Source organism: Rhizobium hidalgonense, from assembly GCF_002914525.1.
Lineage (GTDB): Bacteria > Pseudomonadota > Alphaproteobacteria > Rhizobiales > Rhizobiaceae > Rhizobium > Rhizobium hidalgonense.
The window spans coordinates 35118-55583 of sequence record NZ_LODW01000047.1 but is presented as its reverse complement, the minus strand read 5'-3'; the positions used below and the strand labels follow the sequence as shown (position 1 = coordinate 55583).

At 59.9% G+C, this 20466-nt stretch carries 21 protein-coding genes and 3 pseudogenes; 16 read left to right on the top strand and 8 right to left on the bottom strand.

Annotation, left to right across the window (positions count from 1 at the left end; translation table 11 throughout):
• Nucleotides 1-484: 484 nt before the first annotated feature.
• The 4 genes and pseudogenes from ATY29_RS09245 to ATY29_RS09230 form a co-directional block, all read left to right on the top strand.
• A pseudogene (locus tag ATY29_RS09245) lies at nt 485-1288 on the top strand (acyl-CoA dehydrogenase family protein); the annotation flags it as partial.
• A 241-nt stretch (nt 1289-1529) separates the two neighbouring features.
• On the top strand, nt 1530-1838 hold the full coding sequence (locus ATY29_RS09240; protein ID WP_062578764.1) for a type II toxin-antitoxin system RelB/DinJ family antitoxin: 309 nt from the start codon (nt 1530-1532) through the stop codon (nt 1836-1838).
• Entirely contained in the window at nt 1835-2128 is a 294-nt protein-coding gene (locus ATY29_RS09235; RefSeq protein ID WP_097536147.1) for a type II toxin-antitoxin system RelE/ParE family toxin, read from the top strand. Before ATY29_RS09240 ends, ATY29_RS09235 begins: the two co-directional genes overlap by 4 nt.
• Before the next feature lie 371 nt (nt 2129-2499).
• Complete coding sequence (locus ATY29_RS09230; protein WP_097536145.1) at nt 2500-3249, top strand: sulfite exporter TauE/SafE family protein; 750 nt, start codon at nt 2500-2502, stop codon at nt 3247-3249.
• Between the two features lie 466 nt (nt 3250-3715).
• Here ATY29_RS09230 and ATY29_RS09225 read toward each other — a convergent pair whose 3' ends face one another.
• Together ATY29_RS09225 and ATY29_RS09220 are read right to left on the bottom strand one after the other, a co-directional pair.
• A complete protein-coding gene (locus ATY29_RS09225) occupies nt 3716-4087 on the bottom strand; it encodes a COG4315 family predicted lipoprotein (protein ID WP_097536143.1) in 372 nt (123 codons plus the stop codon).
• Between the two features lie 221 nt (nt 4088-4308).
• Nucleotides 4309-4653, bottom strand: coding sequence for a curlin (locus ATY29_RS09220; protein ID WP_097536141.1), 345 nt, complete (start codon nt 4651-4653; stop codon nt 4309-4311).
• Nucleotides 4654-5035: 382 nt separating this feature from the next.
• On the opposite strand from ATY29_RS09220, the pseudogene ATY29_RS09215 reads away from it, so the two are divergent.
• Nucleotides 5036-5215, top strand: a pseudogene (locus tag ATY29_RS09215) (curlin); the annotation flags it as partial.
• A 74-nt stretch (nt 5216-5289) separates the two neighbouring features.
• Nucleotides 5290-5526, top strand: a pseudogene (gene csgH / locus ATY29_RS37600) (curli-like amyloid fiber formation chaperone CsgH); the annotation flags it as partial.
• A 443-nt stretch (nt 5527-5969) separates the two neighbouring features.
• Here csgH and ATY29_RS09205 read toward each other — a convergent pair.
• From ATY29_RS09205 to ATY29_RS09180, 6 genes are all read right to left on the bottom strand, one after another.
• Complete coding sequence (locus ATY29_RS09205; protein WP_097536139.1) at nt 5970-6308, bottom strand: DUF2147 domain-containing protein; 339 nt, start codon at nt 6306-6308, stop codon at nt 5970-5972.
• A 163-nt stretch (nt 6309-6471) separates the two neighbouring features.
• Nucleotides 6472-6870 (bottom strand): hypothetical protein, encoded by a 399-nt coding sequence (locus ATY29_RS37595; protein WP_097536137.1) that lies wholly within the window; start codon nt 6868-6870, stop codon nt 6472-6474.
• 55 nt (nt 6871-6925) lie between these two features.
• Nucleotides 6926-7720 (bottom strand): transporter, encoded by a 795-nt coding sequence (locus tag ATY29_RS09195; protein ID WP_244597385.1) that lies wholly within the window; start codon nt 7718-7720, stop codon nt 6926-6928.
• Nucleotides 7721-7774: 54 nt separating this feature from the next.
• Nucleotides 7775-8563, bottom strand: a complete 789-nt coding sequence (locus ATY29_RS09190; protein ID WP_097536133.1) for a hypothetical protein — start codon at nt 8561-8563, stop codon at nt 7775-7777.
• Between the two features lie 120 nt (nt 8564-8683).
• A complete protein-coding gene (locus ATY29_RS09185) occupies nt 8684-9913 on the bottom strand; it encodes an alpha/beta hydrolase (protein ID WP_097536373.1) in 1230 nt (409 codons plus the stop codon).
• A 212-nt stretch (nt 9914-10125) separates the two neighbouring features.
• On the bottom strand, nt 10126-11937 hold the full coding sequence (locus ATY29_RS09180) for an adenylate cyclase (protein WP_097536371.1): 1812 nt from the start codon (nt 11935-11937) through the stop codon (nt 10126-10128).
• 286 nt (nt 11938-12223) lie between these two features.
• Here ATY29_RS09180 and ATY29_RS09175 point away from each other — a divergent pair, with 286 nt between their 5' ends.
• The 10 genes from ATY29_RS09175 (at nt 12224) to ATY29_RS09130 (ending at nt 20437) form a co-directional block, all read left to right on the top strand.
• Nucleotides 12224-14431, top strand: coding sequence for a DUF3604 domain-containing protein (locus ATY29_RS09175; RefSeq protein WP_097536131.1), 2208 nt, complete (start codon nt 12224-12226; stop codon nt 14429-14431).
• 12 nt (nt 14432-14443) lie between these two features.
• Nucleotides 14444-15427, top strand: coding sequence for a peptidylprolyl isomerase (locus ATY29_RS09170; protein WP_375164737.1), 984 nt, complete (start codon nt 14444-14446; stop codon nt 15425-15427).
• Nucleotides 15424-16458, top strand: a complete 1035-nt coding sequence (locus tag ATY29_RS09165) for a HupE/UreJ family protein (protein WP_097536129.1) — start codon at nt 15424-15426, stop codon at nt 16456-16458. Before ATY29_RS09170 ends, ATY29_RS09165 begins: the two co-directional genes overlap by 4 nt.
• A complete protein-coding gene (locus ATY29_RS09160) occupies nt 16455-17054 on the top strand; it encodes a HupE/UreJ family protein (RefSeq protein WP_097536127.1) in 600 nt (199 codons plus the stop codon). Before ATY29_RS09165 ends, ATY29_RS09160 begins: the two co-directional genes overlap by 4 nt.
• Nucleotides 17051-17665 carry a HupE/UreJ family protein gene (locus tag ATY29_RS09155; protein ID WP_097536125.1) on the top strand — a complete coding sequence of 205 codons (615 nt, stop codon included), beginning with the start codon at nt 17051-17053 and terminating at the stop codon, nt 17663-17665. Before ATY29_RS09160 ends, ATY29_RS09155 begins: the two co-directional genes overlap by 4 nt.
• 119 nt (nt 17666-17784) lie before the next feature.
• Entirely contained in the window at nt 17785-18054 is a 270-nt protein-coding gene (locus ATY29_RS09150) for a hypothetical protein (RefSeq protein ID WP_097536123.1), read from the top strand.
• Nucleotides 18055-18111: 57 nt separating this feature from the next.
• Nucleotides 18112-18540, top strand: coding sequence for a cysteine rich repeat-containing protein (locus tag ATY29_RS09145; protein WP_097536120.1), 429 nt, complete (start codon nt 18112-18114; stop codon nt 18538-18540).
• Nucleotides 18541-18567: 27 nt separating this feature from the next.
• Nucleotides 18568-19137, top strand: a complete 570-nt coding sequence (locus ATY29_RS09140) for an OmpA family protein (protein WP_097536367.1) — start codon at nt 18568-18570, stop codon at nt 19135-19137.
• A gap of 30 nt (nt 19138-19167) precedes the next feature.
• The gene (locus ATY29_RS09135) at nt 19168-19857 is read left to right on the top strand and encodes a hypothetical protein (RefSeq protein ID WP_097536118.1); all 690 of its coding nucleotides are present in this window, start codon (nt 19168-19170) and stop codon (nt 19855-19857) included.
• A gap of 94 nt (nt 19858-19951) precedes the next feature.
• Nucleotides 19952-20437, top strand: coding sequence for an ion channel (locus ATY29_RS09130; protein ID WP_097536116.1), 486 nt, complete (start codon nt 19952-19954; stop codon nt 20435-20437).
• The last annotated feature ends 29 nt before the right edge of the window (nt 20438-20466 follow it).

The window sequence follows — 20466 nt, the reverse complement described above, 5'->3', positions numbered from 1 at the left end:
AGTAGGCAGTCTCGCCTGGAGGCGCGGCAGGGCTGATCAGCCTGCCAGTGTGCTACCGATGCGGTAACACCATCATCCGCGAACGGCTGCGCCTTCGCAGTTCCGCTCCGATAGACATATGGGGCGCGGCATTCGAATTGCAATGTAGGGCAGAAGGAGACCCCGTGTCGGGAGGCCAGATCCGCCGTCTGCGCTTGGCGGTGACAATGGTTGCCGCCAATCGCGCTAATTTTGTAGAATCGCTGAAGGCGATGATCCCTCGGTTTGGCCGTCGCCGACATGCTGGAGATGATTGCATCGAACTTGCCGGCGGTAGGCGTCTGGATCATACGGCCGAGGGGCTGGATATGTAGATCTTATCGTTCTGCCTCTGTAGTTCCGTCCGAGGCGTTACTCCTTACTTTCCGAAAGGAAAAAAGTGCTGGCTGAAAACATCATCAGCCATCTTGAGAGCGAGGGAGGCGTCCGACGGTGGACTTCTGCTTCTAAGCGGGCAGTTGATTTCGAAACCCGGTTTGTCGATCATGGCGACCACGTGGTGGTGAACGGCCAGAAATTCTATTCGTCCGGTGCCTTGCTTGCCCACAAGGTGCCGATCGTGGCGCTCGATGACGAAGGCCGCGCCTGGTACGCGATCGCCGATCGCGATGCGCCGGGTCTGACCGTCATCGACGACTGGTCGAGCTTCGGCCAGCGAACCACGCTCTCGGGCACCGTCATCCTCGACAACGTCAAGGTCGACAAGGCGTGGCTGGTGCCCGGATACAAGGGTTATGACAAGCCGACGGCGGACGGCGCCATCTTCCAGATCATCCAGGTTGCCGTCGATACCGGCATCGCATCGGCAGCGATCAAGGAGACGATCGACTTCGTCCGCACTAAGTCCCGTGCCTGGATCGATTGTGGTCTCGACCACGCCTGGGATGATCCTTACACGATCCAGGCGATCGGCGGCCTCCAGCTCCGCCTGCATGCGGCGCAGGCACTGCTCGAGAAAGCCGGACTTGCGATTAACCGGGCGGTTGCCGATCCCAATGCCGATACCGTGGCGGAAGCCCAGATCTTCACGGCCGGGGCCAAGATCCTCTCGACCGAGATCGCTATCGAGGCGACCAACAAGCTGTTCGAACTGGCGGGCACTCGCTCGACGCTTGCCGAACACAATCTCGACCGCCACTGGCGCAATGCCCGGACGCATACGCTGCATGATCCGGTGCGGTGGAAATACTCGATCCTGGGCAAGTATTTCCTCAATGGAGAGAAGCCGCCGCTGCACGCCTGGAGCTAAGACAGGCCGCGCTTCGGGCCTTTGAAAATCAGAATATCGCGGTGGCGGGAGAGAGTTCATCGCCACTGTTTCCTGTTATTTCAGTCTCAAGAGTTCCATAAATAAGCGTTATCCTATACGATTGAGATTACGCTCGTCGGTTCAGATACATTCAAGAGCAACTAAAAGAAACGGCGGTCTAAAGCGCTATGGCATTTGTCATTCATTTGCATTATCATTCCACCGAAATGTGGAGATAGCTATGGCTGCAAATGCACTGGTACAAACTCGTATTGATGCCGAGGTTCGGGATCGTGCCTCCGCAGTGCTTGGAAATATGGGGCTTACGGTATCGGACGCGGTTCGGATCTTACTCACCCGGACGGCCAATGAGGGTGCGCTGCCGCTGGAGCTTCTTTCAGGCAGTGAGGCCCATGACGCTTGGTTTCGCACCAAGGTACTTGAAGCCCTGAACGATACTCGACCGGACGTTTCGGATGATGAAGTCGAGGCACATTTTGCTGAACGTCGAGCGGCAGCCCGCCTTAACGCGGGTGCTCGCAAATCGTGAAGCTTACCTGGTCGGCGTTCGCGCTATCGGATCGCGATGCCATCTTCACATACATTGAAGCAGAAAATCCCTCAGCCGCCATTCTGGTCGATGAACGGATCGTTGCTGCCGTCCGTCGGTTGGTAGATTTTCCCGCGAGCGGTCGTGTTGGCAGAATTGCTGGCACCCGCGAACTGGTAATTAACGGCACGCCGTACGTCGCGGCGTATGCAATTACCGAAACAGCGGTCCGCATTCTTCGCGTCCTCCATGGCGCGCAGGAATGGCCAGACTCTTTGCCAACGAGCTAGGCTTTGCTCTCGATGCTGAGAATCAAAGGGTTGTTGGTTCGAACTGTTTCAAGGCGAGCAGTGCACGTTCCATCCATCACTACTTTCAGTCTCTGCGATTGCCTACCAAAAAAGCAGCGCCGGCTGATGGCTACTGTACAACCTCCCCAACTCAAACGGCATCAATTATCGAGGCTTCAAGAGCAACGGAGAGTTCAAATTCGAGATTGGTCCCGCTGGCGCCGGATCGTCGGGCTTCCTGCCGTGATGGCGAAGATTGCCCCGTCACCGGCAGGGGGGTAAAGCGTCGGTGCACCCAACCCGCCCCCCGGCCGCGGTTTTGGACAAGCGTCTCGGTGGAAATCAAGCTTGGGTTCCAAGGCGATTTGAACATGTACGATATTATTCTTCTTTTCCTCGTTGGCTTGTTGGCAGGCAGCATGAATGCGTTGGCCGGTGGCGGGTCGTTCGTATCCCTGCCGGCGTTGATATCGGTCGGAGTGCCGTCGGTTGCCGCAAACGCGACGAGCACCTTGGCCTTGTTTCCAGGCGGTGTGACCAGCTCGTGGGTCTACCGTGACGGGGTCAGGAGTGTGTGCGGCATCAATGTCATGCCCATCGCTATCGTGACAGTAGTGGGTGGTGTGGCCGGAAGCGTGTTATTGCTTCTAACCCCATCCAGGATTTTCGATGGGATCCTGCCATGTCTTTTGCTGGTGGCGACATTGATGCTGGCTGCAGGTCCGAGGCTCAGCGCAAAGCTGCGGACGCAGGCACGTCCGAATTTTCTGTCCTTCGCAACGGTTCAATTCTTTCTCGGTCTTTATGGCGGTTATTTTGGCGGCGCGGTGGGCCTTATGATGCTTGCGGCATGGAGCGCGCTCGGGGGCGGGGAGATCAAGAGCCTGAATCCGACAAGAATGATGATGGTAACTGCCGCAAACGCGGTCGCCGTCGTCGTCTTCGTACTGGCCGGCGCAATCGTATGGCAGGAGTGCATTCCGATGACGATCGGAGCCGTTATCGGCGGGTGGATCGGAGCACATGTCGGACGAAGGCTGCCGGCATCGGTCGTCCGGATGCTAACCCTCGCGGTCGCCTTACTGACGACAGTGGTGTTCTTTTCGCGCGCTCACTTGTGATCGGGTCCAGCGCTCCAATGCGCCGGGAGGATTGGCAGGAGGCCTATGCCATCCTGACTATAGGCACATTGCTATTCATGCATGGGTTTACAGCTCGAATCCGCTCACATTAGGATTTTTGTCAAATGTTCATTCGAGTGGCTTCGAATTTCTTCTTCATCGGCGGATCCACGATCTGAGCCCATATCAATTACCGGCCCGTTCTCGGGCCTGTATAACCTGACGATCGCCGCTCTCGGCGGCTACTGACGATGATCAGCGGACCGGCTTCGCTGCTCGAATGGCCGAACCCCGTGCTTCTGCTACACCTCGCATCGGCTGGGGCGCTGACGCCGGTTCCGGAACGCCGGTGAAGGGGTAATTGTCTCGATGTCGGACCGGGAGGGGCGTGCACGCGGATGGTTCATCGCCCTCATCCCAGTCTCAATCCTTTCAATTCAGCCCTGAAAGGCTCCCGTGCGTTGGGCTACTTGGCGACATGCCAAACGCCGCCGACGCCATCGCCGGTCATATCGCCAGGCTTCTTGTCTCCGGCGAAGGTGTAAAGCGGCTTACCTTGGTAAGCCCACATCTCCTTGCCATCGGCCGCCTTACCGAGTGACCATTCGCCTTCCGCCTTGGCCTTGGCGGCGGCGTGGAAGGCCGGCCATTTCTTCAAGCAGGCATCGTCGCAGTTTGATTTGCCCATGGCGTCCTTGTCGAACGTATAGAGTGTCATTCCTTTGGCGTTTGCCAGGATCTTACCCATCTTCGTATCGACCATTTTGGCCGGTTCCGCTGCAAAGGCCGAAAAGACGGTTGCAGCCAACAGGCCCATGGAGACGATCAGCGTTTTCATAGTTACCTCCGGTTCGGGAGTGCCAGCGGGATGCCGGTAGCGTCCGATGTGAGCAAGAAACCTCCGGCGAGGTGGCGGTTCCATGATTGACTGGCGGCGATACACGTCGGATTTGTCTTGTGACCGGCCGATGTTCCGAGGTATGAATTGCGGGCAAGCGCCCTGTCCAGGGGTGGACGAAAGGACGTGACATCGCCTTCCGACTGCTGTGAGTTGCCCTACTAGCCATAGCTGAAGGTTGCACCGCTGCCGTTATCCCCATCCTGCACCACGTCGGTTTCAGTATGTCGCCCATACTGGAAAATGCCATAGGCATTGTTGTTGCCATTCTGCCGCAAGGTTGCGGAATGACCGTTGCCCCGTTGCTGGATGAAGCCGAGGTTGCCGCGGCCGAACTGGGCGATGCGAGCTGCGTTACCCCGGCCCAACTGCAGGATGTCGCCGTCTTTTAGGCCGCGGTAGAGCGAATAGACGCGCAGCCCAGATGAGAAAAGACCCGCATCCTCGGCATTGTCCGGCGCAAGGCTGAACGAGATCCGGCCGCCGGCATAGGCCGGCGCAGACAAGGCTTGATAGGTGGCGTCATAGTTGTCATTGCCTTCCTGACCGACAGCCGAAAGGTTATGGCGACCATATTGACGGCCAACAATCCGGTTGTAGCCACCGCTCTGGTAGGTTCTGATCCGGCTTGCGTACCCTTCCTGCGCGCGACCGGCGGAGTTCGACCAGCCATATTGTTCGCGCCATGGCCAACGATGTGAGTATCGGCAACGACTGAACGACAACTGAACGGGCAATTCCGAATAGATTCAGCTTGAAGATGCGAAAGTTGATCATCGTGGCTAGAGCATGATGCCGAAAAGTGTGAGCGGTTTCGCAAATGGAGATCAGGATGACCCGCAATGTGTTTAAGACCCTTACCGTCACTCTTGTTGCCGCGAGCCTGGGGAGAACGGCAACCGCAACGTCGCCGGCATCGGCCAGTTTGGCTCCAACCACACGACCATCCTGACCCAGGACGGCAATGGCAACATCGCGGCTGGCGTTCAGGTCGGCCATGGCTGCAGCGCCAATGTCAGCCAGGGCGGCAACGGCAATGTCGCGGCCTTCGTCCAGGCCTGCCCGTAAGCGGCTGCGCGATAATGTGACGTCGTAAAATGAGATCAAGGGGCGCAACAGAAGACCATGAGGGAAGACGGCCCATGCCAAATAGCATCCAACATCCACGTCGCCTGATGGCGATACTCGCGCTGGTCCTGTTTCCCGTCGGCGCGGTTGCAGCCATGACAACTGCCAGCCAATCTGAAGAGGCGCAGCTTTGCGAAATCAAAGCAACGCCTGGAGCTGGTATGGTGAGACTGGATGCGCTCGTCCGCGCCGACAAGCATGTCAGCGGGACTTACACCTTCCATGTCGAGAAATCAGGAGATGGCGGAAGCCGCTGCAGATCTCTTGAAAAGGGGGTCGGTTTTGGCGCCCTTTTTTCTTTCGATCAGAGGACGCGTGCAGGCCCTTCAGTTGCCGCCGGTCTTCGTGCAGCTGAAACGATCACGACTCGACCTCGGCGATCAGGGTCGGTTCGACCCAGACAACATTGGCACTTCCGGAATGGAGGATCCTTCGTGGCACCGCGTGCTTTCGGGGCCACTGCCTGACTTGTTGATATGGTGTTCACGTTCTGGGCTAAGAAAATCGCATAATGGATCGAAGGGAACCAGCCCGGCAGGCGAGCAAAGGAGATAAGAATTTGGTAGGCACATAGCTATTCACGTAGGTGGTTTGCAGTCGAGTCCCATCAAGGCGCTGGTTTCAAAATCGGCTGCATCGAACCCGAGATGGAACCCGTGTTCCAAATCTCCCTGCCTTAACAGTTCCAATCGCGTTAGAGTCGTGGCCAGGTCTGCGATTCACAGACGACCTTCAGGACGCAGCCCTTCAGCTTCAAGGCATTGCCTGAGACCGTCACGGAGCCGTCGTAGGTCTTGTTGGCGTCGGGATCGGTGATCCGGCCTTCGTAGCTGCCGTCCCTGCCTTTGAAGGTGCCGATCTGCTTACCTGCATGCTTGCCGGACTTGAGCGTGATGCAGTAGCCGCCGCCGCAGGACGTGATCGCGGTGGTGTCTCCAAGCTCCGTTTTCCAGTTTCCGATGATCGGATCTTCTGCATGGGCAATGGTGGGGATGGCCGCCAGTGCGGCAATGACGATCGACATGCGCTTCATGGCGTTTTCCTCCGCAGTTGAAGTTCAATCGACCTCGATCTCGAGCACTCGTCGCTGTCCGGTGTTCGCTCCTAACCCCGGAGGCCGAGGCCGAGGCGTTTCAGTTCGGTGGTGAAGCAGAAAACCGCCCGCAAAGTTTTCACTGGGGCTTCGCCCCGTCGCGCTACGAGGGGCATACGTCCCAGAAGCCGGTCGTTTTGGCAGGAGTGGTGTAGTACCAGCAATATCCGGGCTTGGGAGGCGTGCCCGCTACGGAGGCTGCCGCCGCGCCGGCGATGAAACCGATCGCGGCGCCTGCAGCGATCGCGCCGCCCGGTCTCCAGTAGCGACGGGGCGTGACGACCACGACGCCACGACCTGGGACCGGACGATAGCCAGGTGCTGTTCGTGCCCCGGCAGCACAACCGCGTGGTCCGCAGGCCGCCGCAGCGCAGCCTCTAGGTCCGCACGCGGCCGCTGCCCGTCTCGCCTCCGCGGGCGAGGGGCCGAATATCGGCGCGGAGACCAGCGTTAAAATCGATATCGTCGCGAGCAAGCTGCCGGTCGGTTTGAGAACGTTCATCAGTGATCTCCCTTTTGGACTTGCGGGTTGTCGCCCGCCTTCGCGACAGCAGGACCTATTTCGGAAACAGGAATGTGAGCGCTACTCGGAAGCCCAGGCCATTGGGTCCGTTGTCCGGCGCCTCCGCCCAATACCGGATTCCAGCCGTCAGACTGATCGGTTGCTTGTCGATGGTGATCAGCTTGGCGACTGTGAAGTTGATCGGAACAGACCAGTCGTTCGCTTCCCAGCTATAAGTGGATTCCGTGTTCAGCGAGAACGTCCAGGCGTCCTTGGTTGTGTAGGAGACGAACGGCTGGAGAAACGTCGAACTCACGTCCGGCCGATCGCTCTGACCCGCGAACGACCAGATGTGGTTCCCGAGCATCCCGAACGTCCATGGTCCGTCCTGCTTGAGGACGACCGCCGTCGGTCCCGCGCCCCATTTGCCAGTGCCGAGGAGCTCGTCCGTCGCCGTAGGAATGAGGAATACTGGGCCTGCACCCCAGATGATGCCGCTTTCCGTAGGTTTCGAAGGAGAAAAGAAGAAGCTTTGGGTGATGTCGCCGAGGCCGAACTGCGTTCCGGACGGCCCGGCAATGTCGTTCTGCCACGTGACCGGCAGGATCGTGCGCGAAATGACGTTCCAATCCTCGTTGATTGCGAACGGAATAACGGGCTGGATGTTCAGCGTCGCCTTGTCGCCATCGTCCGGGCCGTAGCCATGATCGTAGTTGAACTGGAACGGAACGCTGATCAGCGAGGCGATCGGATTGGAGAGCTTCTTCGCCAGGTCTTCGTTCGACTGAGCATGGACAACTCCCGCTCCCAGCCCAAGCGCCAGGACAGCAACCACCGTCCGATAGGTCATGCGGTTCATTGCGATGCCCCCATTAACGAACCCAGATGTCACGCAGGCTGCGGCTTAGAAGTGAAACGCCACGCCGATGATCGGTCCCTGCTCGACGACGTCGAAGACGAACCCGTCGTTATCGTAGTTCACACCGACTGCGCGGTAGCCGGCGACGGCCGAGATCGTGTCGGTGAATTTGTAGCCGAGCGCCAGGGAGACGTCCCAGTCGACATCGGCGCCTCCGCCGCCCACCAGGCCCCAGCCGGTCACGTAGACTTCGGGCGTGAAGAAGTAATTTCCCCGAACACCGACGAGGGCGTCGACCCAGGTCGCACCGTCGTCCGCTTCACGCCCGCCGAGCAGCCCCCCGTTGAAGCTGATGGTCGTGTCGACAGACCAGACGCGGACGCCGCCGACGATGTCGAGGTGCCCTGACTGGTTTTCGAGCACTGAATATCCGGCCCCGAGCAATCCTGCGAAGGTTTTCGAGGTTACGTCGACACTGTCGGCCAGAATGCCCCTTCTCGTGTTCGCGTCCGCTCCGAGCTTGGTGTACATGATGTCGGCAAAGATGCTGAAACGGTCGTAACGGGCCTCGCCAGCCGCCATGAAGGCGAAGTCGAGGTTGTCCAGGATGTCCCCGAAGTCGGAGTCGATGTGAACTTCCGGCAAGCCGAATTGCGCCATGTCTCCGGAGAGCCCCGCGGCCCAGAAGTAGGGCGCGACCGTATACGTCCAGCCGCTTTCGCTCTGAACCACCTTGGCCTCCGGAATACCCGGCGCGATGTCTGCCGCATACGCCGAAGACGTGACACCGAGGCCGACGCACAAGGCGGCCGCCTGCAACCATTTAACTCGCATGTATCCCCTCATTTGCCTGAGACGGCATTGCCCCGAATCGCCGTCTGCGTCCCTGTCGGAATGATGCTGCAAAAAGCTCGTCATGACCATGTATCTTACCGTATCCTCTGTCCGCGAAAATCAGCGTTTGCAGTTCGTCGTCGGTCGCGTCTGGTCGCAATTCCCGGAGGCGACCGACCGTGTGGCGTCTGCACCGGCCAGGCTTCCGACGTGGGTTCCATAGTTGTCGCGCGTGTCCTGGTCGATCACGGCGACGGGTGCAGCCAGCACCAGCCCCGCCACGTTGCCCGCCGCGGTCGCAGCGCCGGTGGTCGCCACCAGGATCTGATCGCCAAGTCCGACGTGGCTGTCGGTCAGCGTCTGTCCTTCCGAAATGCGCCGACCGATGAGCTGGACGATCTGAGGCGACTCGGCGAACTTGCCGTGGTTCATGCTATCGCCGGATTTGATCTTGGTGAGATCGATGACCATGATCTTGTTGTCTTCCAGCTCCTTCTTGTAGGGCGCCTGCTCCGGATCGATGGCACCAAGCCGGGAGACGTCGCCCCAGACACGGCGCGAAAATGCCAGTGCTTTGTCGTCGCGCGATACGAAGAGCGTGAACTGCGGATGCTGCTTGCCCATGTCGACGATCTGCTGGCTGAAGACGTCGACGTCGACGTCGGGTGCCGCGAGCATCACGTTCTTGAATTTCTCGGGCAGACGCCCGTTACGGATCGCCATCTGGCGCAACGATTCCAGCGCCAGCCAGTTGCCCATCGAGTGCGCAAGGATCGACACCTCCTTCACCTCGGGATCTTTTGCGAGATATTGGAAGAGCGTCTCCAGCGCGTTGCGTGTGTAGTTGGTGCTCTCACGGTCATAGCCGTAGGCAAGCAGGCTGCCGCGCGAGGGCCACGTCACCAGGACGGGCGCGCTATGGACGCCGGAATCGTGGACGATTTGCGCGAAGCGGTAGACCGCATCCTCGAACCGGTTGTTGAAGCCATGAACGAAGACGAGCACGCTGCCGTCCGGGGTCTTCCTAACGCTCGCGCTCAGCCATTTCTTGGCTTCGCCGACGTCGAGGTCGTCGGCCCTGACGGTGGCGAAGTCGGTAGCCGGATTTGACGGCAATCTTCTCGGCCAGGCGACCTGTCCTTCCTTGCGAACCTTGCTCGGTGGAATGGATATCGTCATGTCCGCGAACGCGGGGGTTCGCGCGCGTTCGCCATTGAACATTTCACCCGGCACGATCGAACGGGTGCGAGTGGTGGCGATCAGCATGTCCACTTTCGGCGACTGCGGAGAGGTGTCGGCAACCGGAGTGAGCACGTTCTTCGGATGCCCGCCACATCCTTGAAGCAGCACGACCACGACACCTCCAGCGAACCATCGAAACCAGCTCCTTGGAGCCGACGCCACCCCACCACCAATGCTGCCCACCGATCACCCTCAATTGAACTCAACACATCCGAAGCCAAACAGCCCGGTCCGGGCAAGAAAACTATCTCCCGAAGGCACGGAACGCCCGTAACTTCTGGTATGTTCTGTGCTGCGACGGCGATCTTTGGGGTCGCAGCCTAGGGCACAGAAACCGGCGGCCATTTGGTCGGCAAGACCATCGACGCCTCGACTTCATCCATTGCAGGCAGACCGGCCCTTCTGATGTCTGCGATCATTCTCGCCCGATCCGCAGGCTGAAAGTTGCGCGATTTCAGCTCGGCGACGATGTTCGGAATGAAATCCGGACGCATCTCGTTGAACCGCCTGGCCTCGCGGCGGGCGTCGTCCATCATGTCCGCGTCCACGTAGATGACTGCCGCAACCGCGTGATAGAGCGGGAACTTCTGCAGGTCGGCCTGACTGATCTCCATCAGTGCAGTTTTTTTGTCATGAAGCATGTACGCTGCGAATCCGCGCATTCCGTGATAGTAGCCCCCGGCAGCCGGATTGAGCGCGATCGCGCGGTCCAATAGGGCTGCCCCGCGCTCCCACTGCCCGCTCTGGGCGACACGCGTACCGAACTCGCCCAGAAGCTCAGTATCGTTTGGATTGGTCTCCAACGCCTGTTCGCCGATCTTCAACGCCTCGGCGACCTGCTGGTTGAAGAACAGCGCGGTCATCAGAGCCTGGAGCGCGCGGGTGTTGCCCGCGTCCAGTTGAACCCCGCGTCGAGCGGCGCTCAGGCTGTGCTCGACCGCCGCCGGCGTGCCGGACCTCGTGTTGAATCGAAACCGTTCCTCGTCGAGATAGATGATCGACAGCATCGCCCATCCGGTTGAGAAGGACGGATATCGCTCGACGGCCTGCTCGAGACAATTGCGGACGTCCGCATGCTGGTCTACCGTCAAGTGCGCACGATAGGCGTAGAAGCCCAGCGTGCAGGTGTAGACCCCAACGTCGTCAGGGGGAGGATTGACGGCATCCGCCTGAGCCATGATTCCATATGGCTGGGCAACTGCAGTCGCAACCTTGTTCGCGACGTCCGACTGAATGCTGAACAAGTCGCGGACGTGAGTGTCATCGTCGTAGGTGGCGGACCAGAGAATCTTGTCGGTATCGGTCTCGACCAGGCGTGCTGTCACCCGGACTCGCTCGCCTGAAACACGCACGCCGCCTGCTAGCAGAAACCGGGCACCAAGCTCTCCGCGCACCTGCGAGGCAGGCACGCCAGGCGACAGCGATCTGGATGTCTCCCGCCCGAACACGTGCACCTCCTTGAAGCGAGGAAGCGCCGTCAGCAATTCCTCGGTCAGCCCGACCGAGTAGAGTTCCGATTGTGGCCCGTCGCCAAGATCGGCGAACGGAGCGACGACGAGAGTCGGCCCTTCAGGAAATGGAAGCGGTTTCGATTGGCCTGCAAGCATATGAGCGAACAGGCCGATCGCGACAACGCTGAGGCCGAGCATAACGCCAACTCCGAAACCGACCGGCATCAGGTGCTGCAGCCCGAAGCTCGACCGTCGAGGTACGGGTATATCGACATCGTGGGCGACGGCGTCGTCCGCCTTTTCATTCCAGACGAAGGAAGGCGCGTATCCACCTTTAGGGATATCGATCCTTATGGGATCATGCTGCCCCGCCACCAGGTAGTAGCGTTCCAGCAGACGCCTGAGACGGCCGGCCTCGATCCGAACGACCGGATCGTCCTGTTTGAAAGCTTCGCTGCGCTTGAAGACTTCGACGGCGATCGTGTAGCCTTTGATGCGCTCTGCACGGCCGGCAAGCGCTTCTTCCGTCACGTAGGTCAGGAATGCGGCACTGCGGCCGACACGCGGGAATTCCGGACTGGCGATGATGCGATCGAGTTGAAAACGGATATCATCCGGAGCCGGCTCAGGCCGTGACGGAGACGGCGCATCTTCGCGCCCCGATTGCAACTTGTTCTGCACGGCCTGCACCTCACCCGCTCTTGAGGAACATTTTTCTGCTATATTACCGTTTGCGAATGCAACCTACTGCATAAACGGGTCATCGTCCATCAAGATTAGCTGGAAGGTCGCCCGACGTCCGTCAGCTATAGCAGTGGCACGCCCGCCGATTTCGCGGGACTAATCGTGGCGGACTACGTGCGGGGGTCCCGTATATTACCGTTACATACTTGCGCTTTCGCTCTAGCCGTTCACAGCTTGACGCGAACTTTCGTCCCCAAGGTCAAATAGCAATCGAGGGCAAGACATGCGCAGGTCAAACCGGGTTACAATTTTGCTTTCCTCAACGATCCTCGCAGTGGCTGCGACCGGAGCTGGCGCCCAGGAACGGCACGCATACTTCGGGCAGACCCACCAGCACACGAGCTGGTCGCTAGACGCCTATATCATCGGAAATACGGTGACTGGGCCGGAAGAGGCGTACCAGTACTCGATGGGGCAGACCATCAAACACCCGGCGGGCTTCGACGTGAAGATCAAGACACCCCTCGATTTTCAGGGCGTGACCGATCACTCGGAATATGTTGGCGTCGTCCGTCTTGCCAATGATCCCACATCTCCGATCAGCAAGCTCCCGGTTGCCGCGAAGCTAAAGGTCAGCAAAGACAATAGCGCCACGAAAATCTTCGAGTTTCTGGCGGATAGCATAGCAAGCCACAAGCCGCTCACGGAGCTGGTGGATCCGGCTGTTGTTGGGTCGGTGTGGAAGCAAAATATTGCCATCGCCGACAAGTACAACAAGCCCGGCCAGTTCACCGCCTTCTGCTCGTACGAGTGGACGTCGATGCCGAATAACCAGAACATGCACCGCAACGTCTTTTTCAAGGACTGTGCGAAGGCTCCTGCCGCACCATTCTCCGCACTTGAATCCGACCATCCCGAAGACCTCTGGACGTGGATGGACGGCCAGCGCAAGGCCGGGAACGAGGTGCTGGCCATCTCTCACAACGCGAACCTGTCCAACGGGATCATGTTTCCGACTGACGTCGACAGCAAGGGCAATCCGCTCGATGCCGCCTGGGCGCAACAACGCATGACCAACGAGCCGCTGACGGAACTCAAGCAGGCAAAGGGGGCCTCCGAGACGCATCCTGATCTCTCGCCGAACGACGAGTTCGCCAACTTCGAGATCATGAATTACCTGATCGGGATCGACAACAGCACGTCCAAGCTGCATGGAAGCTACGCGCGCGAAGCCTACGAGAACGGTTTGGCTTTGCAGGCGACCCGCGGCTACAATCCCTACAAGTTCGGGGTGGTCGGAGCAGGCGACTCGCACAACACCGTCACCGCTTACTCGCAGTCCAACTTCTTCGGCGATCACGGGCTCGTCGACGCGACGCCGGCCGCACGACTGGCCGGCAAAGTTGCGTCCGGCATGAACATCATGGAGACTGGGACCTCGGGCCTGACCGTCGTTTGGGCGGAACAGAACACGCGTGATTCCATCTTCAACGCGATGCAACGCAAGGAGGTCTATGCCACCAGCGGCGTGCGGATCCAGGCACGCATGTTTGGCGGCTGGGACTACGACAAAGGAGTTCTTGCCAACGCGGACTGGGCAAAAACCGCATACGCCGGCGGCGTCCCGATGGGCGGTGATCTTCCTGCGGCCGATGACAAGGTTCCCACCTTCATCGTTGCTGCGGTTAAGGACCCCGACGACGCCAATCTCGATCGTATCCAGATCGTCAAGGGCTGGACCAAGCAGGGCCAGATTTTCGAAAAGATATTCGACGTCGCCTGGGCAGGAAGCCGCCAGCCCGATCCAGTTACCGGCAAACTCCCTCCGGTGGGAAGCACCGTCGATATCACCAAGGCGACCTACACCAACGATATCGGCGCCGTGGAACTGAAGGCGGTGTGGACCGATCCGGAGTTCGACCCAAGCCTGCACGCATTCTATTATTCGCGTGTCTTGCAGATCCCGACGCCGCGCTGGAGCACGTATGATGCCGTCAAGCTTGGCATCCTTCCCCCGAGCAGCGTGGCGGCGACGGTTCAGGAACGCGCCTGGACGTCGCCGATCTGGTACACCCCGACGCCCGCGGCCGTCGCCAAGGCGGAGCGCGGCCTGACGGTCGAAGATCTGACCAAGGCAGGAGCAGTCGCGCTCACCAACGATCAACTGAAGGAACTCGTTGTTGGCAAGACGTTGAAAGTTCGCAACAGGGTCACCAACCAGAATTTCGATGTCTTATTCGGGGAGCACGGTCAGCGCGTCATAACCGAGCTGAACGGCGGTCAACCCAGCGCGGACGACGTTCTGCAGATCATGCATCCGAGCACGTCAGGTTCGTCGGCCGATTATGCAATCAAGGACGGCCACATCATCACGACGATCGATGGAACTCCGTTCGAGCTGACGGTCTATACGTCCAGCGACAAGTACGTGGCCGCCAGAAGCAATGAATTCGGCTACGCGAACTACGAAGTCCAGGCTGTCATTCGCTAAGGAGGCGGGCCAGTGAAACTGCCTCCAGATAGACCTGAGCCGTTCGGCAATTCAGACGGAGGCGAACATAACGCCTCGGGGAGATTTCGACGACTTCTCAGCGAACCGCTGCTCCACTTCGTCGCCGCCGGAGCCTTGCTGTTTGGAGGCTATCAATTGCTGACGCCGGCACGGGATGACGTGGCGACGACAAACCGGATCGTGTTGACGAAGGACGACGTTCGGCAACTGGCGATAAGCTGGCTGGCGCAGGGAAGGTCGACCCCGACGCCGGAACAGGTGCGCGGTCTCGTCGATCAGAAGGTTACGCAGGAGATCCTCTTCCGCGAAGCTGTTTCCCTCGGGCTCGATCGCGACGACGAGGTGGTCAAGCGCAGGCTGGCGCAGAAGATGGACTTTCTGGCCAGCGACGTAGCCGCCCTGCAGGAGCCGACCGACGCGGAGCTGAAGGCCTGGTTCGAGAAGAATTCGGAGACCTTCGCGCTCCCTGCACATGCGACGTTTCGACATCTCTATTTCTCGACGGACCGGCACGGGAAAGAAACCAAGGAGGCGGCCGCAGCCGCTCTGGCTTCAATCGAGGGGAAGTCTCCGGAATCCAGCGAAGCCGCCGCAATCGGCGATCCCTTCATGTTCCAGAGCTTCTACGGCGACGCCACTCCCGATCAGATGGCGAAGGAGTTCGGGCCGGAATTCTCCGAGGCTCTCTTCCAGCTCACTCCGGGAAAATGGGCCGGACCGGTCAAATCGGGTTACGGGTGGCATCTCATCTGGATCGACTCGATCGAACCAGGTCGGATCCCAACCTACGCCGAGGTGATGCCAAACGTGAAGGCGGGCTGGATCGACGACAAGTACCGCGAGATCAAGAACTCGGCGCTCGATGAAATGCGGGTGCGCTACTCGGTTGTCGTGCCACCCATCGAGGCCGCCGACTTTCAGGATCTACAGGTGCCCCCTGGGTTCAACCTCGGGCTTGAGGTGTCGGCGCAATGAGGGGCGGGCGGATGTTGTCCACGGTTCTCGGACGCATGCTCTTCGGCGTCGTCGTTTCCGTCCTTGCGCTCGTTGAAGCCGCCTGCGCCCACGAGATACGGCCCGCATATCTGCAAATCGATGAGATGGCGCCAAACCGCTACAAGGTCGTTTGGCGCACGCCCATGCTGTCAGGCATGCGGCTCCCGATCGTCCTGGGGTTTCCCGCGAGCGTGCGCAACGTGACGGAGCCGGCCGAGCGCGAGCTTCCGGATTCACTTGTCCAGACGCGGGTGATCGAGACGGATGGCGGTGGCCTTGCAGGTAAGCGTGTCGAATTCGTCGGGCTACAGGCGACGATCACCGACGTGCTGGTCCGCGTTCACCTGCTGGACGGCACCGTCGAGACGACGATGATCCATCCCTCCCAGCCATGGATCGACTTCGCCGCCAACCGCAGTCCACTTGCCGCGGCCCGAGTCTACTTCCTGAGCGGCTTCCAGCACATCCTTCTCGGTATCGATCATCTGCTGTTCGTCTTCGGTCTGCTCTTCATCGTCCGCTCGCGGTGGATTCTGGTGAAGACGATCACCGCCTTCACCGTCGCCCATTCCATCACCCTGGCGGTAGCGACGCTGGGAAAGGTCGCGGTTCCGGCGCTGCCGCTCAACGCAATGATTGCACTGTCCATCCTGTTTCTCGGTCCCGAGATCGTCAGGGTGTGGCGTGGACAGACGAGCTTTACGATCCGCCACCCATGGATTGTCTCCTTCGCCTTCGGGCTGTTGCATGGCTTTGGATTTGCGAGCGGACTGACGGCGCTCGGCCTGCCGCAGGGCGACATCCCGTTTGCGTTGCTGATGTTCAATTTGGGCGTCGAGGCGGGCCAGTTGGTTTTCGTGGGGCTCATAATCCTGCTCGTCGCTGCTTTGAAATCGATCGAGATCAGACTGCCGCGCGCCCTGGAACTGATGCCCGCCTACGTGGTCGGGATCTTGGGCGCCTATTGGACGATTGATCGCATCGCTGCAATGTTGGGGGGAACCGCATGAGATGTTCAGCACTCCACGGCGTGGGGCTGTTCGCGACGGCACTCCTGCTCTCTGCCGGGGTCGCCGAGGCTCATGTCGGGACGGCCGGCGCGTCAGGTTTCGCTATCGGGTTCCTCCATCCGATAACCGGGCTTGATCACGTCGTGGCGATGATCGCCGTTGGTCTGTGGGGCGCGCAATTGGGGAAACCTGCCATCTGGATGCTGCCGATCACCTTTCCCCTCGTCATGGCATTCGGCGGCTTTCTAGGCCTTTTGGGTGTGCCTATGCCCGGCATCGAAATTGGCATCGCCCTGTCGGGCGTCCTGCTCGGGGCGGCCGTCCTGACCGAAACCCGGCCGCCGCTGTTCGCGGCGGCGATCCTGGTCGGGGCGTTTGCGATCTTCCACGGTTACGCGCACGGCGCCGAACTGCCGCTCGGAGAAAACGCACTGTTCTTCAGCCTCGGCTTCGTGATCGCGACCGGGCTGTTGCACGGCGTTGGCATCGTCATCGGACTGCTCTACCAGTGGCCTTGGGGCAGGATCACCGTCAGGGCGGCAGGCGGCGCGGTCGGAGCCGTCGGCGCATTATTCCTATGGAATGCACTGGCATGACAAAGGTTGTGGCCAGCAGGAAAAGTCGCATACGCTCCGTTTGGGCGTCGATCGGGATTGCAACAATTCCGGTCCAGGCCAGCGCTCATCTCGTCAATACCGGGCTGGGGCCGATCTACGACGGGGTCGCGCATTTCGCGATGTCGCCGGAAGCCATTCTGCCTGTTGTCGCGCTTGGTGTTCTCGCCGGACTTGGGGGGGTGGCGAACGCGCGAACCGCGGTTCTGGTCCTGCCGGTTGCATGGGTCGCAATCGGCCTTGTGGGAATGCTGTTCGGCCCGCTCGCCATCAATCCGGCCTTTGAAAGTCTGCCGTTGCTGATCCTGGGAGGTCTTGCGGCTGCCGACATTCGGATGCCGGCATTGGCAACGGGATCGCTGGCCCTGCTGCTCGGTGCGTTCGAAGGTTACAATTTCGGCTCGGCGTACTCGGCCGCCCGCGACGGTTTCCCCGCACTCACTGGGTCGGCCGGTCTCGTCTTCGTCTTGATCGCCTTCGTCTCGGCTGCCGTGCTGAAAGCAAAGTGGAATTGGACACGCATTGCGATGCGGGTGGTCGGCAGTTGGACGGCGGCGAGCGGCATTCTGCTTCTGGGATGGGGGCTGCGTTGAGCGGCGGTCCGGCGTCGAGGCCGTTTGCTACTGTAAGATACGCTGCCACGGGAGAAATCTGGGTCATCATGTTTTGAACTTGTCCGCCGTGAGGCGACGTACGCGAATGGATCGACCGGATGGAGAACGGTGTTGGATTCGTAAGGAGCTGCTTCAAGGAGCGCGCCAAGGCGATCGAGGAACTCGCCGCCCGCAAAGAGGGATTCCGCGACCTTTGCGACGACTTTCTGACCGCGCATGACGAGAAGCAGCAGTGGGAAGGATCGTCTGCCCCCGAGCGGGACGAGCGCATCGCCGAGTATCAGGAACTGATCGACAGTATGCGGATCGAGATCGAGCAGGCGCTCGACAGAGCAGCCATCGTGCCATTGAGACCACCACTACGATAGCCGTCGCTGCGCATCAAAGAATGACCACTTCAGATCAATCGCTCGAAGAAAGGAACATTGATGACAAAGAGAGTTGGCAACTTCGCAGGAACGGCGCTCGCCGCCCTCCTGTCCATGACGGCCGCGGGTTGGGCAGACACGATCAGCTACGCCGATGCGGTCACGACCCTGGCCAAGGAATGCGGCTCCGACATCAAGAAGTTCTGCAACGGCCAGAACCTCGGAAACGGCCGCATCCAGGCCTGCCTCGAGAAAAACGCTTCAAAAGTCTCCCCGAGCTGCACCTCGACCCTTGGCAGCGTCATGACGTCGATCGCTCAACGCCAGGAGGCGCAGGCATCGGTGTTCAAGGTCTGCCAGCACGACATCTCGCAGTACTGCAACGGCGTGAAGGGCGACGGCAACATTCTCTCCTGCCTCGTCGAGACGAAGCGCGTCGACAACAAGGAATGCAACCAGGCAATCACCGACGCCGGATGGCGTTGATCCATGGCCAAAGAAAGGGGAATCAGGATGATCGTTCAAGGCCTTCGTATCTCGGTGGCACTCGGCCTGCTTCTGGCTCCGTGCGTCGCTTCCGCCCAGCAGCTCGACAACAGTCAGATCATGAGCACGCTCGGACAGGTGAAGTCGGCGGCACCTGCCGTCGATGTCGCTCTGCTTGTGGAAGAAGCAAACGCCAACGTCGGCAAAGGCGTCGCGGCGCTGCCCAATTGGGGCAAGCTGTCAGAACTCTCGCAGTTGATCGTCGAGATCGATTTCGAAAACAACTCGACAGCCATCGAGCCGAAATCCTACCGCACCGTCGGGCTGATTGCGGATGCACTGCACCATCCGGATCTGTTCCGGTACAAGTTCCTCATTGTCGGACACTCGAGCGCGACCGGAACCGCCAAGCGCAATCTTGAACTCAGCCAGAAACGGGCCGACGCGATCAACGAGGCCCTCTCCACCACGTTTGCGGTTTCACCCGCTCGCCTGTTCTCGGTAGGAGCCGGTGAAGAGTGGCCGATTGATCCCGGCCACCCTGAATCGGCTGACAACAGGCGGGTACAACTGATTAATCTGGGACTTCTGAAATAGTGTCCCTCAGCTAGAAGAGGAGTAGGACTAATGATTAGAATTTCCGGCTCATGCTTCATCGCAGTGGCTGCTTGCCTGCTAATCACGTCTCCGGCGCTTGCACAGGACGCGATTTCAGCACCCGCACAGAAGACCATCGGCGCAACCAAGTCAAAGATGGTGCCGTCGCTCGCCGTTCTCAATTCTGGAGGTGCAAAGCTCGAGAATGGTAAGCTCACCATGAGCGCCATCTCTGCAACATCAATCGTGTTCGCCGACCGCCCGGTGCGGTCGGCGGGTCATGTCCTGACCTCCGAGTTCATCAAGCAGTGGGATGAAGGCCCCGATAGTTTCGCCAAGGATCCTCCGAACGCGACGATCTCGGTCTTGAGCGGCAAGGGGGATAGCGTCGCCGATGCGGTCGTCGTCCTGAAGACGCCGAAGCTGGAGGGTGGAAACCTGACCTTCGAGGTCGCCGTCCTCGAAGGTGATCTCGCAGGTGCCGATGGTCCCGCGTCGCTGTTCATCGACTGGTTTGCGGCACGCGGGCCATACGGGGGTGTCGCCGTCGGGGGTGCTGGGCGTGCAGCGGTTTGGCGTGGCGGCTGGTACGCTCATCCCGGAGCATACGGCGCAGGCGTCGTCGCAGGGGCAGCGATGGGCGCGGCTGTCGCTTCCGAGCGTCCTTACTACTACCCGCATCCGGCGTGCGGATATTATCCCTATCCTCCCTGCTACTAGAACCCGGCCCCAAGCAACATGCCTGTGCTCGTTTCGGTCCGGTGGGAGGTTTGCAAGAGCCTTTCACCGGCGGTGACAGGACTGAGGAGGTAGTTTGGACCATCTAGCGAATCCGAACCCAGTACTCGAAATCCTCGTCGGCACTGTGTTTCTGATCGTCGTCATCTTCGTGCACGGCGTGGGTATCCGGAGCATCAGCCTTCAGTTCAGCAAATCATGGGCGCGCGTCACCAGCGTAACGCCGCACTGGCGGCTGAACTTGATGCTGTCGGTGACAATCGCCGCGTTGGCGCTCCTGCATTTCGCCGAAACCCTGATCTGGGCGGTCCCCCTCTATGTGAGGGACATCATCCCCTCGATGCGCGACAGTTACTATTATGTCCTCGAGAGCTATACGACGCTGGGGGAGGGCAACGTCACCCTTCCAGATCGGTGGCGTCTCCTTGGCCCGATCATCGCAATGTCCGGTCTGTTCACTTTCGGTTGGACGGGAAGCGTGCTGGTTAGCATCATGACCGACTTCGGCAAGTTCGACAGACTGCAGGCGCGGCGCGAGCGAGTGGAGGAGGAGGCGCCATGAGGCAGTTCTCGTCTTCGCCGCGCCGCGTC

Bases quoted from the DNA above. Each gene is read 5' to 3' on its own strand.
- ATY29_RS09205 (WP_097536139.1), bottom strand. From the start codon at position 6,308: ATGAAGCGCATGTCGATCGTCATTGCCGCACTGGCGGCCATCCCCACC.
- ATY29_RS09230 (WP_097536145.1), top strand. From the start codon at position 2,500: ATGTACGATATTATTCTTCTTTTCCTCGTTGGCTTGTTGGCAGGCAGC.
- ATY29_RS09225 (WP_097536143.1), bottom strand. From the start codon at position 4,087: ATGAAAACGCTGATCGTCTCCATGGGCCTGTTGGCTGCAACCGTCTTT.
- ATY29_RS09140 (WP_097536367.1), top strand. From the start codon at position 18,568: ATGATCGTTCAAGGCCTTCGTATCTCGGTGGCACTCGGCCTGCTTCTG.
- ATY29_RS09155 (WP_097536125.1), top strand. From the start codon at position 17,051: ATGACAAAGGTTGTGGCCAGCAGGAAAAGTCGCATACGCTCCGTTTGG.
- ATY29_RS09195 (WP_244597385.1), bottom strand. From the start codon at position 7,720: ATGACCTATCGGACGGTGGTTGCTGTCCTGGCGCTTGGGCTGGGAGCG.
- ATY29_RS09150 (WP_097536123.1), top strand. From the start codon at position 17,785: ATGGAGAACGGTGTTGGATTCGTAAGGAGCTGCTTCAAGGAGCGCGCC.
- ATY29_RS09165 (WP_097536129.1), top strand. From the start codon at position 15,424: ATGAGGGGCGGGCGGATGTTGTCCACGGTTCTCGGACGCATGCTCTTC.
- ATY29_RS09190 (WP_097536133.1), bottom strand. From the start codon at position 8,563: ATGCGAGTTAAATGGTTGCAGGCGGCCGCCTTGTGCGTCGGCCTCGGT.
- ATY29_RS09240 (WP_062578764.1), top strand. From the start codon at position 1,530: ATGGCTGCAAATGCACTGGTACAAACTCGTATTGATGCCGAGGTTCGG.
- ATY29_RS09175 (WP_097536131.1), top strand. From the start codon at position 12,224: ATGCGCAGGTCAAACCGGGTTACAATTTTGCTTTCCTCAACGATCCTC.
- ATY29_RS09160 (WP_097536127.1), top strand. From the start codon at position 16,455: ATGAGATGTTCAGCACTCCACGGCGTGGGGCTGTTCGCGACGGCACTC.
- ATY29_RS09135 (WP_097536118.1), top strand. From the start codon at position 19,168: ATGATTAGAATTTCCGGCTCATGCTTCATCGCAGTGGCTGCTTGCCTG.
- ATY29_RS37595 (WP_097536137.1), bottom strand. From the start codon at position 6,870: ATGAACGTTCTCAAACCGACCGGCAGCTTGCTCGCGACGATATCGATT.